Genomic DNA, 14,470 nt, shown 5'->3' on the forward strand with positions numbered 1-14,470 from the left:
AGGTCCTGTGAACATTGCTATGTAATGAGTAGATTTATAGGCATTTTCGCTCGCAGAACCGCAGCGTACTAAATGGTTGTTACGGATTCGAGAACGAAAATAACGATCGATAAGACCATTAGATAGAAATGTTCACAGCAATTATCTTTTATCTAAATTTTCAAAAAAATAAAAAATATTTATCTAAATAACAAAACAACGTTTTTGTTGAATAAGTTTATGGCACACTTCAAGTAGTTTACGCATGCACGCAACTATAGCAACCTTTTTAGGTTTAAAATTGTTAACAAGCCTATCATATAAAGCTTTTAAATATTGAAAACTATTTTTGACACCATTTTTCCCCGCCAATACCGCCATGTATAAAGCATCTCGTGGTATTTTCCTGCCACCTCTAATAAATCTTCGTCCTTGCTTATTACCACTATCACGAGCATAAGGAGCTATCCCCACAATTGCTGACAATTCGTTACTACTATAATTTTTATTTCCTAATTCAGGTAAAAAACTAATTAGTTTTTTAGCTACGCATTTACCAATACCAGGCACACTCTCTAATATTTTTACCTTCTCTTTCAACTCTTCTGATTCATCTATTACCTCATTTAATTTCTTATCAAGCTCAGCTATTTCATTCTGTAAAAATTTAATGAGTTTTTCTATACTCTCTTTATCAATGCCATCAATACTATGATGTAGCCTCTTCTTTTCATTGCTAAGCATTAATACTAAATCTTCTCGCCTTTGCTGACATCTCTTCAAAGTCTCTGATTCAACTTGATATAAATAATTAGCTGTAAGTTGCATCTTATCGCCATAATATGCTAATTTAAATGCGTCCTTCTTATCAGTTTTACACAAATTCACCGATTTACTAAATGAATTAAAACTATAGGTATTGACCTTATGTATCTGTTGCTTATTATTATACAATTCTTGGCAAATCTCTGCTTCATAACCTCCAGTAGGCTCACATACTATTATCTTAATTTCTTGCTCTTTTATTAATTTTATCAGTTCTTCATGCCCTAACTTATCATTGGAAAAACGATTATATATCGGTTTATTGTTAGACTCATATAAACATATATCTAACCATTTTTTACTTACATCTAGACCTATTATTTTACTCATGATATAATCTCCTTCATCTTATTGTGCAAGGCTGCTGCTTCCAGCACCTTCTGCAATTTGTTCAAAGCAAACCTTGTAAGAGGGTACTTATTCTGTGCACGATTATTTCAATCAAGAACCTATCAAGTCACCCTCTTACAATTACTTATATCATAATTTAAAGATATAAGAACCTAGCCTAAATGCCGTCTAATAAATTTAATCCTCTGAATTAGGAAGGTTAATTCCATAACCATTTTTACACCAATTCTGCACTTCTTTAAATCTTTTTGAAAAATCTTCATCTAATTGAGATAATTTTTTATATTGGTTGTTATCAAGAATTAAAGGATCAATACCTCTGAATTTTGGTTTTATATTTATTTGACCCTTACCATATTTAGCTAGTATAAAAGATTTTACATCTTCTTTGCATTTATTTAATAAATTTTTTATAATTTTATCATTACTATTTTCTATTTTTTGCATTACATTTTGATCTACGCTAAAATGTAACTCATCTTTAGAAACTAGTTTTATTTTTATAGCACGTTTTAAGATTTTATGAAAATAATCATAAACTACAGCATTAAATGGGGCTCCCCATAATTCTTTAATTAAATATAAAGGAATCATTGCAAATTTCTTGGCAGTATTTTTATTAGTAAAAAACCAGACTCCATTATGGAATTTCAGATCATCTACTATTTCCTTTGATTCTAATTTAGATATTTTATTAAGTATTACTGCTGTATGAATATTATATTGTATTCTATCAGCACAAAGATCAGGTAGTGACCTTTCAAGAGCCGTATATTTTGGATCATCTGGATCAAGATCTTTTATTGCAATATGGTATTTACTGATAATTTCATCTATTTTCATAGAACGTAAAAACCATAAATGAATCGTATCTTGATAAGACTTTTCTTGCTGCTCTTGATAAAATAAATTATCTCCTAAATGAGAAAAAACAGTGTGAGAAGTATCGTGTAATAGACCAGCTACTTGCTCAATTTTTGATACTTGTGCTTTTTGAAGTAATACAAATACCCCTATACTATGATCATATCTACTAAAATATGGAAGTAACCCTATATAAGGTACAGGTCCAGATTGATCAATTAATTTTAATCTTTGCATTGCTTTACTGTCAATTAGTTCCTCTATAAGTGGATCGTCAACTACTACACTATCCTGCCATATAGTATATAATTCTTTCTGAGCATAAGCAGAGAAACAAAATGAAATATAGAAAAAAAATAAAAAGTAAGCTTTTTGCTTCATAAAAATACCTAGATTGTTAAATAATGAATGATAAAGGCTTTATTCTATATAATGAAACTGTTGCAACAATCTCATAAGATATATAGAGCCTAAATAAGGTACTTATGCTAGAGAATTTGTAGAAGAGGCAAGAAAAGCAAAAAACCGTAAGCGGCATGAAAGTATGCATTACGGACTTGAGCCTAGGAGCGACGTAAAATTTACCAGCAAAAGTAGAATTGTGAAAAAATTCTATTATTGAGATGGCGTTTTATTTGGCCCCTTTGGAAAGTTGTTAATAAACGGTTGACAATATTTATACCAGTTACTGTTTGGGTAGTTGTGACCAAGTACTGCAGCATATTTCTTTGCTTCAATGTTAAGTCCCAGCTTTAAATAACTTTCCACTAAACGATAAAGTGCTTCTGGTATATGTGATGTAGTTTGGTAATTATCCACAATAAGTTGGAATCTATTGATAGCAGCTATCGGGTTATTTCTACTGAGATAATAACGACCTACGTCCATTTCCTTACCGGCTAAATGATCATTTACTAAATCAATTTTTAAAGATGCATCAATTGAATATTTTGTTTTAGGGAAAAGTTTTATAACATCTTCAAAACTTTCTTTAGCTAAAAAGGTTCTTGATTGATCAAGCTGTACATTTGAGATTTGCATATAATACGATAATGCCTTTAGGTAATAGGCATATGCAATATCTTCATGCATTGGATGAAGCTTAATAAAAGTATCAAGTACATCTACCACTTCCTCATACTGACATGCTAAGAATAGAGAATAGGCTTGCATTAACTCAGCTTGAGGAGTCATTTTATTACCAGGATCTTGATAAAAAATTCTAGAAAATTCTTCGGCAGCTTTCAAATATTTTTGTTTTTCCAATAACACAAGACCATCATTGTATAATTCAGGAGCTGGAACAATTAAATCTTCATCTATCTTCTTAGTTTTACAGCTAGATAAAGCTAAGCAGGTAGTGATTGTATAAAATAATAATTTTGCTAATTTCATATAGAGCTTACAAATTTTTATAACTTATTTTAGAACTTATTTTAAAACTTAATTTATATACGAAACATCAAGGATTATACAAGATTATTTTTAAAATTATTGTTTTTGACCTTGTGTTGTTGTCGTATAAAATTTTTTGCAATTCTTACTAATTTTGAGTTAACTTCTACCAAAGCTGGGGCTTTTGGCAACATTTCAACTTCTTTTTCATTAATTTTAGAACTCAGGTTATAATATTAAAAATGGGTAGAAAATTTTAGATGAAAAATTTGCTTTTCATCATAAGGTCTCTTTTTAATTGGCCAAGCCCAATCCATTCTGATAGGGGCAAAGCGAGTGACCCATATAAAACCTACCCCAACAGAAGCACGAAGTGACTTATCATTATAAAAACTATCAGATTTATAAATACTTTTAGAATTTAATCCTACACCCCAAAGACTACCAGCGTCCATAAAAACAGCTCCAGTTAAATTAAAATCTTCTGGCAAACCAGTTGGAAAGTTGAGTTCTGTTGAAAATGTATAATATTTTTCTCCGCCAAGACCTTCATTTGTTGTTTTTTCTCTAGGACCTATTCCACTAGCAGCAAATCCTCTAAGGCTATAATCACCCAAATTAAACCGATCAGAAATTCTTACAGTTTTACCTCCTACACCCATAATACCACCGACACTACTTGAAAGTTTTAAAGTGAATTTATTATTGATAAAAGATTTAAAATATTTACCGTCTAGTTCATGTTTTAAATATTTATTATTACCCCCAACACCAGCAAATTCCTGAGTGCCACTAATAACATAACCATTTTTAGGAATAATCCTACTATCAAGCTGATCATAAGTGATAGTATGTCCGATGGCTGATGTGATGAATTTTCCCATCTGTTCAGTTAAGAATATAGAACTTGAATTGCCTAGAGAGCTTAATACATCTCTCTTAAGAGTATAGTCAATTTCATGACTTAAGTCTTCCGCAATATCATAACCAAGAGAAGGTTTGAGTCCTATAGATTTTAACGTATAATTTTGATCTCCTTGTGAAAGAAATGAAGTCCCACGACCGCTATAATTATTGAAAACATTAAAACCTAGCGATACATCTTTATCAAGAAAATGAGGTTCGGTTATGCCACCATAGTAACTAATACTCTTTTTTCCTACTTGTACTCCAGCATTTAACAGCTTTCCAGTACCAATTAAATTACGTTCCAAAAATGATATACGTCCAAATGGTCCTCCCGCTGTGTTATAGCCAGCATCAAAACTAATTGAAGATGTTGATTTTTCCTCAACGTCAATATTAATATCATATTTGTCTTTTCGTGTTGTTGGTGTAACGCTAATAAGTACTTTTTCAAAATAATCCAAATTGCGTAGATTCTGATGACCTTTTTCTATATAAGAACGGTTAAATATATCTCCTTCAGAAATTTTAAATTCTCGTCTAATAACTTTATCTTCAGTTTTTAGATTATTCGTAATATTAATTTGATTAATAAATACTTTTTCTGCCTTATCTATCACGAATTTAATATCGACAGTATGATCAGGGTTTTTACTACTTATATCAGGGTAAACATTAATTCCTGGATAACCTTTACTTGCAAAATGTGAAGAGATTTTATTTGCTATTTTATTCAAACTATTAATATTAAATGTATCACCTGACTTAACATTAATATATTTTTTAATTTCATTTATATCAATATTAGGTAATTTATTGTCAATAGTAATGTTGCCAAAATTATATTTTGCCCCTTCTTCAATAGAGTAAGTGATGGTAAAATATTCTTTGGTTGGATTGAGTTCTGCTGTAACAGAAATAACACGAAAATCGGCAAATCCTACTGACTGATAGAATTCCTTTAACAATTCTTTATCATACTCTAAGCGGTCTGGATCGTAAGTATCATTTGTTTCTAAAAAGTTAAACCATTTTGACTGTTTTGTTAGAATAACAGATTGTAGTTCTGTACTACGGTAATTATTATTTCCACTGAAATAGATTTTTTTAACAGTTGTTTTAGGTCCTTCTGCAATATCAAAAGTAACTTTTACTCTATCATTCTCAAGCCTCTCAATTTTTGGCGTTACGGTTGTAGAGAAACGACCTGAACGTTTGTATATCTCTTTAATTTTTTCAACGTCCAGCTGGATTTTAGCTGAACTCATTGATTCACCGGACATGGTAAGTAATTCTTTCGATAATGAGGATGTTTTGATTTTAGAATTACCTGTAAACACTACTTTAGTAATAAACGGAGTTTCTGATACAGTAACTATCAAATTGCCACCATTGACTAGTGTAATACTTATATTTTCAAACAAAGACGTTGAGTAAAGGTTTTTGATTGCTTCATCTCCTTTGGATGTAGTATATTCTTCTCCCACTTGAAGCTTTAAGTAATTTTCAATAGTCGAGTTTTCGATTATTTTATTACCTTGAATAGTTATTTTTTTAATATACTCAGCCGATAAAGCTGATGTATTATATAAAATAGTTGTTGCCAAAATAGCTAGTTTAATAGTTGATTTGACGTTTGTTTTCACAAGAACCTTCTTTTGTTTGGTTTTATAGTCATACTGAACTGGAATAAATTACCCATTTCTACTAGGCCAAGAAATAAATCTCGGTTAACTTAATTATTTAAAATACTAAGTTTTTTATATCATTTGACAAGGAAATTACAATAAGAAAAATAATTATCCCCATACCTAGTCTTAGTATAACATTTTTTATAGATGCACTAAGTGGTTTGCCAAATATTATTTGATATATTATAAATAATAAATGTCCACCATCAAGAACTGGAATCGGTAGCAAATTAAGTAAACCTAGATTAATTGATATCATGGCTACAAATAGTGCGAAATTTGCTACCCCTTGTTCTAAAGATTTCCCTGACTCCTTAGCAATGGCAATTGGTCCCCCAATCTCATTTAAAGATCTTGTACCCATTAGCATTTGTCCAAAGTTTCTTAAAATTAAGTTGGAAATATAAATAACATCTTTCGATCCTTGATAGATACTTTGAAAAATATTCATTTTTATAAAAATAGGTTCATTCTTAGCAATAACTCCTATATAAGGTCTTTTTATCTCAGGTTGATTATCCAGTTTTTGACTAATCTCCTTTGGAGTTATAACAATATTAATAATCTCATCATGTCTTTCAACTAAAAGATTGATGGGTTTAGTCCCGCTCATGAATATATTTTTCTGTAAATCGACAAAACTATCAATTTTATTAGTGCCAATCATAATAACTTTATCATTTTCCATAAGCCCAGCTAGTTCAGCGGGGGAATTAGCCACCACTTCACCAATTACAGGAGCTATCTCTACTTGACCATGGGAAAAATAAATAGTTGTGAATATGAGAATGGCTAACAAGTAATTAGCTATAGGTCCAGCAGCTATAATTAAGAACTGAACCCATAGAGGCTTGCTAAGAAAAGCTAGAGGTCTATGACCCTGTGCATCTTCAAGTGTTGCAGGGTCAAATCCATAAATTTTAACGTAACCACCGAAGGGTAGGGTGCAAATTTTCCATTTTACGCCATCTTTGTCTATTTTAGAGAATAGTTCCTTACCAAAACCTATCGAGAATTCCTCAACCTTTACTCCAAATATTTTAGCTATGTAATAATGACCAAACTCATGAATAAAGACTAATAAGCTGATTGTTAGAATAAATCCGAATATTGATAACATACAACTCATTATTTTTTAAATAGGTTTACTAAATTATGCTTTTTTGCTATAGCTAATATACTCGATAATCAAGTTTTTCCTTAACCGTCATCGCCAGGGCAGTTTAAAAGTCCCAGCTAATGATAGAAAATACTAAATTATAGAGATAAATAGTTGTCATCGCGAGCCACAAAGTGGTGCATAGGCGTCAACTTAAGAGCGTAATGATTGAACATGTATAAGTAAATCAAACCTAAACGTCATTGCGAGAAGCCGCTGCAAGCGGCGACGCGGCAATCTAAGATACGCGAAGCGTTACTCTAAAAAACAGCTTCGCTGTTTATTTGGATCGCCACGGCATCTAACGATGCCTCGCGATGACGGCTGTGTTTAATTTGTTTATACATGTTCAATCATTACGCTCTTAAGTTGACGCCTATGCAAAGTGGCGTGGCGATCCAGGTAAACAGCGAAGCTGTTTTTTTAGAGTAACGCTTCGCGTATCCTAGATTGCCGCGTCGCCGCTTTTTCGCGGCTTCTCGCTAATAGACGTATTTTTTAATAATTCTAAAAAACTTGATTATCGAGTAATAGATTAAATATGTTACCAATACATCAAAAATTTTTATGACCTCAACCAAGATTAGTACCAAAACGATAGCACGTATTGCTGCAGTACAAGCAATTTATCAATATAAACCAGAGAGTCCTGATCAAAACATAGACCGGATCATACAACAAATTGTTCAATTCTATCAAGATGAACGAGTAGCTAATGATTTAACAACCAATTTCAATAAACCAGTAAAAGTGAAGTTAAGTATAAGTTATTTTGAATTATTAGTAAAGTCTGTAGTTCTAAATTTACCTCAAATTGATAAGATGATATCAAGGCATTTGACATCGGAATGGCAAATTACCAGCTTACCTGTTTTGCTTCTTGCTCTCTTGCGTGTGGCAATTTGTGAATTACAATTTCTTCCAAATGTTCCAAGTAAAGTGGTAATTAATGAATTCACCGACATTACAAGTGATATGTTGAATGAGAACGAGGTTGGTTTTGTTAATTCTGTATTGGATAGAATTGCTAAAAAATCTAGCGAGATTATGTGTCATGACATCTAATATATTAGGGTTTAGAGGTAAATTTGTTGCCGTTAAAACTGCAAAAAAGCGTAAAAATTCATCAAAAAAGTGGCTCACGCGCCAATTAAATGATCCATATGTTTCTAAAGCAAAGCTTGATGGTTATAGGTCTAGGTCAGCTTATAAGTTGCTGGAAATCCATGAAAAATTTAATCTGTTAAAACCAGGGATGAAATTAGTCGATTTAGGTGCTGCACCAGGTGGATGGAGTCAAGTGGCTAGCAAAATTATTAAATCTGATGAATCTAGTGGTAATAATAGCATGATAATTGCAATTGATTTGCTTGACATAGAACCAATTATTGGTGTGCATTGCTTACAAAAAGACTTTTATGCTGAAGATACCAAAGAGATTATTATAAAGATGCTCGATGGTAGTGCTGATGTGGTAATGAGTGATATGGCTGCTAATACGACGGGTCATGCAACAACTGACCATATTCGGACTCTTGACTTATGTGAGCATGCCCTTGACTTTGCCTTAAAAATTTTAAGACCAGGGGGGCATTTTATTGCTAAAATTTTTCGAGGTGGTACGGAGAATAATGTGCTAAACAGAGTTAAACTTAATTTTCATAAGGTCAAGCATTTTAAACCATCTTCTAGTCGTAAAGAGTCAGTAGAGGTTTATTTAATTGCTTTAAATAGGAAATCTGAATGATAGTTAAGGAAAAACTTGATTATCTGGATAAAATTTCATGACCATAAGTTTTTCATTTTATTAAAAAAACTAGCGTCATCCTCATCTTTGTCGCTTGTAAATTCTTTATCCAGCAATTCTAGTAATTCTTTTTGTTTTTTAGTAAGATTCTTTGGTATCTCAATATGTATGTGGGCAAACATATAACCTCTAATGCTTGATCTAACCTTAGACATACCTTTGCCTTTTAACCTAAGTTGTTCGCCATTTTGTGTACCAGCGGGTATTTGTAATTTTACCTTACCACCTTCTATATCTGGAACTTCTACTTCTCCACCTAAAATAGCTTTAATAAAGCTAATTGGTAGTCTGCAATGCAAATTAATTCCATCAACTTTATAGAGGTCATGCGGTTTAATAGTAATAAAAATATACAAATCCCCGTTATTTCCTCCTCGCACTCCGGCATCTCCTTCACCCATAAGCCTTATTCTAGTACCTTCTTCAATACCAGCTGGAATATTTACTAATAAATTTCTATGTTGTGAGTAACGCCCCTGACCATAACATTTTTTGCATGGATTTTTAATGATTTGTCCTGCACCTTGGCATTTTGCACAAGTTTGTTTAAATGTCAAGAAGCCTTCTTGTCTTCTGGTAACCCCTTGTCCTGCACAAGCGTCGCATTCGGTCATTCCGGCATTACTTTCTGATCCGCTGCCATTACATGTTTGGCATTTTACTTCACTGGTAAAACTAATATTTTTGTCGATACCACGAAATGCTTCTTGCAAAGTAACTGTGATATCATATTTTAGATCTGAGCCTCTAATGGTAGTTGATGGTCGTTGTCTTCTTGCCCCGCCACCCATAAAATCATTAAAAAACTCACCAAATATATCATTTATATCAGGTCCACTATTGTTATGTCTTCCAGCTGACGATGCTGCACCTGAATTCTGAAAGGCATCATGTCCAAAACGATCATAGGCAGCTCTTTTTTGTTCATCTTTTAGGATATCATAAGCACTGCTTATTTCCTTGAACTTTTTTTCTGCTTGTTTATCTTGTGTATTACGGTCAGGATGATATTGCATTGCCAATTTATGATAAGCTTTTTTTAACTCTTCCTGGGTAGCAGTTTTACTAACCCCAAGTATTTGGTAATAATCTTTTGTCGACATAATAAGAATATCTGATTTTAAATTTAGTTAAATTATCCTTTTAAGCAGCATCACCATAAGGGGTGATGTCCACAACTGTTGAAAGTTAAAAGATCGTCTATTAACGAAGCACTGTTGTAAGGCTTAAACCGTCATTGCGAGGAGTCGCTGTAAGTGACGACGTGGCAATCTTGTGAAGAAGAGCTTACTTCATGAGATCGCCACGGCGTCTATCGACGCCTCGCGATGACGGTTTTTTAACTTTCAACAGTTATGGGGTAACATCCGAAAATTCCTACTTGTTACTGACATCTTCGTAGTTAGCATCAACTACTTTGTCATCATTCGTCCCAGGTTGTTCCTCACTATGATCATCTGGCTGAGATTTATACATAGCTTCTCCTATTTTCATACTACTAGCCATAAGAGCATCAGTTTTTGCTTTAATTTGCTCAAGATTATCAGACTCTAAAGCTGCTTTTAACTCTGTTATACTATTTTCTACTTCTTGTTTATCACTAGCTGATATTTTACTATCATGTTCTTTTAGAGTTTTTTCGGTTGAATAAATTAAGCTATCGGCACTATTTTTAGCCTCAATTAATTCACGACGCTTTTTATCATCATCAGCGTTTTTTTCTGCATCTTTTACCATTTGTTCAATTTCCGTATCACTAAGACCTCCAGAAGCTTGAATAGTTACTTTTTGTTCCTTACCACTAGCTTTATCCTTGGCAGAAACATGAACTATACCATTAACGTCTATATCAAAAGTTACTTCAATTTGCGGTAATCCTCGTGCTGCAGGTGGTATACCATCAAGATTAAATTGACCAAGTATCTTATTATCAGATGCCATTTCCCGTTCACCTTGGAATACCCTAATCGTTACAGCATGCTGGTTATCATCAGCAGTAGAGAATACCTGACTCTTTTTAGTCGGAATAGTAGTATTACGATCAATCAGCCTAGTAAATACCCCACCAAGAGTTTCAATACCTAAAGATAAAGGGGTGACGTCTAGCAATAATATATCAGTAACTTCTTTATTTAACACTCCTCCCTGAATAGCAGCACCTAGAGCCACGACTTCATCAGGGTTAACTCCTCTATGTGGTTCACGACCAAAGAAATCCTTTACTTTCTCAATAACTTTTGGCATTCTAGTCATACCGCCAACAAGTACTACTTCTTGAATATCCGAAGCTTTTAGCCCAGCATCTTTTAAAGCTTTCTTACATGGTTCTATTGTATCATCAATTAACGTTGCCACTAAGGATTCTAATTTCGCCCTAGTAAATTTTATATTTAAATGTTTAGGACCTGAGCTATCAGCCGTAATATATGGCAAATTAACATCAGTTTGAGGTACAGATGATAATTCTTTTTTAGCTTTTTCAGCAGCTTCTTTCAGACGTTGCAAAGCTAAAGGATCTTTGCGTAAATCTATACCACTTTCTTTCTTAAATTCATTAATTAAATAATCTAAAATTCTAGAATCAAAATCTTCGCCACCAAGGAAAGTATTACCGTTGGTAGATTTAACTTCAAATACACCGTTACCTATCTCTAAAATTGATACATCGAACGTACCACCACCAAGATCATAAACTGCAATTATTTTGCTCTCAGCTTTATCGAAACCATATGCTAAAGCGGCTGCTGTTGGTTCATTGATTATCCTTAATACTTCCAAACCAGCAATTTTACCAGCATCTTTGGTTGCTTGACGTTGTGCGTCGTTAAAATATGCTGGTACAGTAATGACTGCTTGTGTTACCTTCTCACCAAGATAATTCTCAGCTGTTTCTTTCATTTTTTGTAAAATGAAAGCACTAATTTGGCTTGGAGAATATTTCTCGCCCTTAACTTCAACCCAAGCGTCGTTATTAGCAGCTTTTACTATCTTGTATGGTACAAGATCTTGGTCTTTTTTTACCATAGGATCAGAGAAGCCTCTACCTATCAATCTTTTAATACCGTATAAAGTATTCTCTGGATTGGTTACAGCTTGGCGTTTCGCTGGTTCACCAATTAATTTTTCACCATCATTACCGAATCCTACCATTGAAGGAGTTGTTCTAATCCCTTCAGCATTTGCTATGACTCTTGGCTCTTTTCCTTCCATTACCGCAACGCAAGAATTTGTTGTTCCTAAATCTATACCTATGATCTTCGCCATATACACTCCTAATCCCAATTTAATAAATCAATTTGATAAATTTTGATATAGTGTCTTCTCGTTCATTTTACAAGAGGTAGCTATGAAAAAAGTTATATAAATAATCCTTTCATCTATCCCACTCATCTCATAATTTCTGCTGGTATAACAAACTATCTAATTTTTGATCTTGCTACATACCAAAATGCTGATTTATAGCCTTGTTCTATAATTAACACTGGAGCAGAACACTTGGACGAGTCACCTATTTCACTTTGTACATTTCTACGATTTTGAATACCCCTAATTCTCTCTATTATTAGAATTTTCTCTTACCTCGATTAATCCTTGTGTAAGATATTTTAATCTAGAACTTTCAGTATAAAGAACCATATGTTTAAAAAACTTGGTATCTTTACCTACTAGCTTATTACCACCATTCCAATACATATCCTCAATCATCAGCATCTCGTTAGCTTTTAACTTATCCCAAGACTTGCCATAAATATTTTTTAGCTCTAGGCGATTAACAGCACTCTTACAGTCATATATCATTCGAGATTGTTGTATTGTAATAGCTTTATCGCCATTATAAACTTTGTCAAATGATAAAGAACCTTGGAATATTGTTTGCCACACAATTTTTGCTCTTGGATTATCCATGTTAAAGCCTATCCCTATAGTGTTATACCCCTTAATGTCTTTATATACTTGTAATATTTCACTTTCATTACCTTTAATAAAAATAAATACCATTTCTTGGTAAAATTGTAGATGTTTTGGGTCAGAAAGATTTAATCCATATAATTTATCCCGTAATTCAGCGGCAAATTTTATACTCACTACCATAAATTTAACTATTATTATCTTGAAAAGATCAATAATAGCAGGTTTTTAACTAGCACTAAGTATCCTAGAATAATTATTTTAAATAATCATTGACTGAAAAATTATTTCAGAACATAATCACTTCGATGGTCGTGCAGTTGCGTAAATATCTATACTAGAATTTACGAGGAAAGTCCGGACTCTACAGAGATATGGTGCTGGTTAACGTCCAGCGGAAGAGTAATCTTTTAGGGAAAGTGCCGCAGAAAATATACCGCCAAATTTTGGTAAGGGTGAAATGGTGTGGTAAGAGCATACCGGTAGGTTGGTAACAAGCTACGCATGGTAAACCCCACCAAGAGCAAGATCAAATAGGCATTACAGAACTTACGTGTTCCTAGGCATCTCTGACTAGAAGTAATGTGGGTGGATCGCTTGAGATAAATGGTAACATTTATCCTAGATAAATAACTGCAGTAGATAATAGAAATATTATTTATACAAAATCCGGCTTACAGACCATCAATCTTTGAAAGAATAAATTGTGAACATGAATTGCTATACAGAGTTTTTGCGTAAACATTACTCCGTCATTTTGTGTTTATTCTTAATGTCTTTACATTTTGCCTTTGCTTATCCCGGCGGAATGACATTTGATAGCTTTTCTCAATATGAGCAAAGCGTTAGTGGAAGTTATTCTGCACATCACCCACCGTTAATGTCAATGATATGGTCCTTGTTTCATTATATTTACCAAGGTCCGCAGACGATGCTCTTGCTTAATTTAGGACTGTTGTGGGGTGGAGTATTGCTGCTTTTCTATGCTGATTCACAGAATAAATATAGAAACCTTTATTTATTAATACCATTTTTACCCAATATACTATCACAATCAGGAATAATTTGGAAAGATGTAACTTTTGCCTTCGGTAGTTTCTTTGTAGTAGCTACTTGTATTTTTTATACTTACCGTCAGAATCCTGCACCTCTTTGGGTGATTACAGGATTACTATTAATTGTTTTTTATGTTGTTGGTGTTAAGTTTCAAGCACAGTTTATAGCTCCAATTTTGATTTTGTTTGTATTATCAATTTACCTTAACACTGGTTTTTTGATGAGAATAATACTGAGCGGTATCGTCTCTCTAGTGATAATACAGGGCAATGCTGAGTTCATTAAGCGTTTCTCTACTGAGAATCATTCAGAACAATTGCGTCAATTATTTGATATTGCTGGTGTGAGTGTTGCTATCAATAATGATGATTTAGTACCAAAATATGTAAAAGAAGATAAAAATTTATATAGTTTTGAGAAGATGAAAAAAAACTATACTCCTTACATGGTTAATCTATTAGTTTTTGGTGATACTAGACACTGTTAACAAAGGTATAGAAAAGAAAGTAAGAATAGGATAGAATGGTC

11 protein-coding genes and 1 other RNA gene are annotated in these 14,470 nt (G+C 33.0%); 4 read left to right on the plus strand and 8 right to left on the minus strand.

All coding sequences use genetic code 11. The features are described 5' to 3' along the window. Positions 1–183 precede the first annotated feature (183 nt). The 5 genes from AAGD45_RS05640 to rseP form a co-directional block, all read right to left on the minus strand. Positions 184–1,134, minus strand: a complete 951-nt coding sequence (locus AAGD45_RS05640; protein WP_341760977.1) for an IS110 family transposase — start codon at positions 1,132–1,134, stop codon at positions 184–186. A gap of 198 nt (positions 1,135–1,332) precedes the next feature. Beyond that, positions 1,333–2,400 (minus strand): hypothetical protein, encoded by a 1,068-nt coding sequence (locus AAGD45_RS05645; protein WP_341760978.1) that lies wholly within the window; start codon positions 2,398–2,400, stop codon positions 1,333–1,335. A 234-nt stretch (positions 2,401–2,634) separates the two neighbouring features. Further along, positions 2,635–3,414, minus strand: coding sequence for an outer membrane protein assembly factor BamD (locus AAGD45_RS05650; RefSeq protein ID WP_341760979.1), 780 nt, complete (start codon positions 3,412–3,414; stop codon positions 2,635–2,637). A 236-nt stretch (positions 3,415–3,650) separates the two neighbouring features. After that, positions 3,651–5,966: an outer membrane protein assembly factor BamA gene (gene bamA, locus AAGD45_RS05655; protein WP_410521058.1), complete on the minus strand. Its 2,316-nt coding sequence runs from the start codon at positions 5,964–5,966 to the stop codon at positions 3,651–3,653. 97 nt (positions 5,967–6,063) lie between these two features. Then, positions 6,064–7,131, minus strand: a complete 1,068-nt coding sequence (gene rseP / locus AAGD45_RS05660) for an RIP metalloprotease RseP (protein ID WP_341760980.1) — start codon at positions 7,129–7,131, stop codon at positions 6,064–6,066. 606 nt (positions 7,132–7,737) lie between these two features. Here rseP and nusB point away from each other — a divergent pair. Together nusB and AAGD45_RS05670 are read left to right on the plus strand one after the other, a co-directional pair. After that, complete coding sequence (nusB, locus tag AAGD45_RS05665; protein ID WP_341760981.1) at positions 7,738–8,235, plus strand: transcription antitermination factor NusB; 498 nt, start codon at positions 7,738–7,740, stop codon at positions 8,233–8,235. Further along, the gene (locus tag AAGD45_RS05670; protein WP_341760982.1) at positions 8,225–8,917 is read left to right on the plus strand and encodes an RlmE family RNA methyltransferase; all 693 of its coding nucleotides are present in this window, start codon (positions 8,225–8,227) and stop codon (positions 8,915–8,917) included. The genes nusB and AAGD45_RS05670 overlap by 11 nt, the downstream gene beginning before the upstream one ends. 35 nt (positions 8,918–8,952) lie before the next feature. Here AAGD45_RS05670 and dnaJ read toward each other — a convergent pair whose 3' ends face one another. The 3 genes from dnaJ to AAGD45_RS05685 all read right to left on the minus strand — a co-directional run bounded on the left by dnaJ (position 8,953) and on the right by AAGD45_RS05685 (position 13,069). Beyond that, positions 8,953–10,080 carry a molecular chaperone DnaJ gene (gene dnaJ, locus AAGD45_RS05675; protein ID WP_341760983.1) on the minus strand — a complete coding sequence of 376 codons (1,128 nt, stop codon included), beginning with the start codon at positions 10,078–10,080 and terminating at the stop codon, positions 8,953–8,955. A 274-nt stretch (positions 10,081–10,354) separates the two neighbouring features. Next, positions 10,355–12,241: a molecular chaperone DnaK gene (gene dnaK / locus AAGD45_RS05680; RefSeq protein WP_341760984.1), complete on the minus strand. Its 1,887-nt coding sequence runs from the start codon at positions 12,239–12,241 to the stop codon at positions 10,355–10,357. Between the two features lie 282 nt (positions 12,242–12,523). Beyond that, complete coding sequence (locus AAGD45_RS05685) at positions 12,524–13,069, minus strand: hypothetical protein (protein ID WP_341760985.1); 546 nt, start codon at positions 13,067–13,069, stop codon at positions 12,524–12,526. Positions 13,070–13,190: 121 nt separating this feature from the next. On the opposite strand from AAGD45_RS05685, the gene rnpB reads away from it, so the two are divergent. Both rnpB and AAGD45_RS05695 read left to right on the plus strand, forming a co-directional pair. Beyond that, positions 13,191–13,579, plus strand: an RNA gene (gene rnpB / locus AAGD45_RS05690) — RNase P RNA component class A. A 79-nt stretch (positions 13,580–13,658) separates the two neighbouring features. Next, positions 13,659–14,429: a hypothetical protein gene (locus tag AAGD45_RS05695; RefSeq protein WP_341760986.1), complete on the plus strand. Its 771-nt coding sequence runs from the start codon at positions 13,659–13,661 to the stop codon at positions 14,427–14,429. The last annotated feature ends 41 nt before the right edge of the window (positions 14,430–14,470 follow it).

The sequence above is a fragment of the Candidatus Tisiphia endosymbiont of Thecophora atra genome (genome assembly GCF_964026395.1).
GTDB lineage: Bacteria > Pseudomonadota > Alphaproteobacteria > Rickettsiales > Rickettsiaceae > Tisiphia.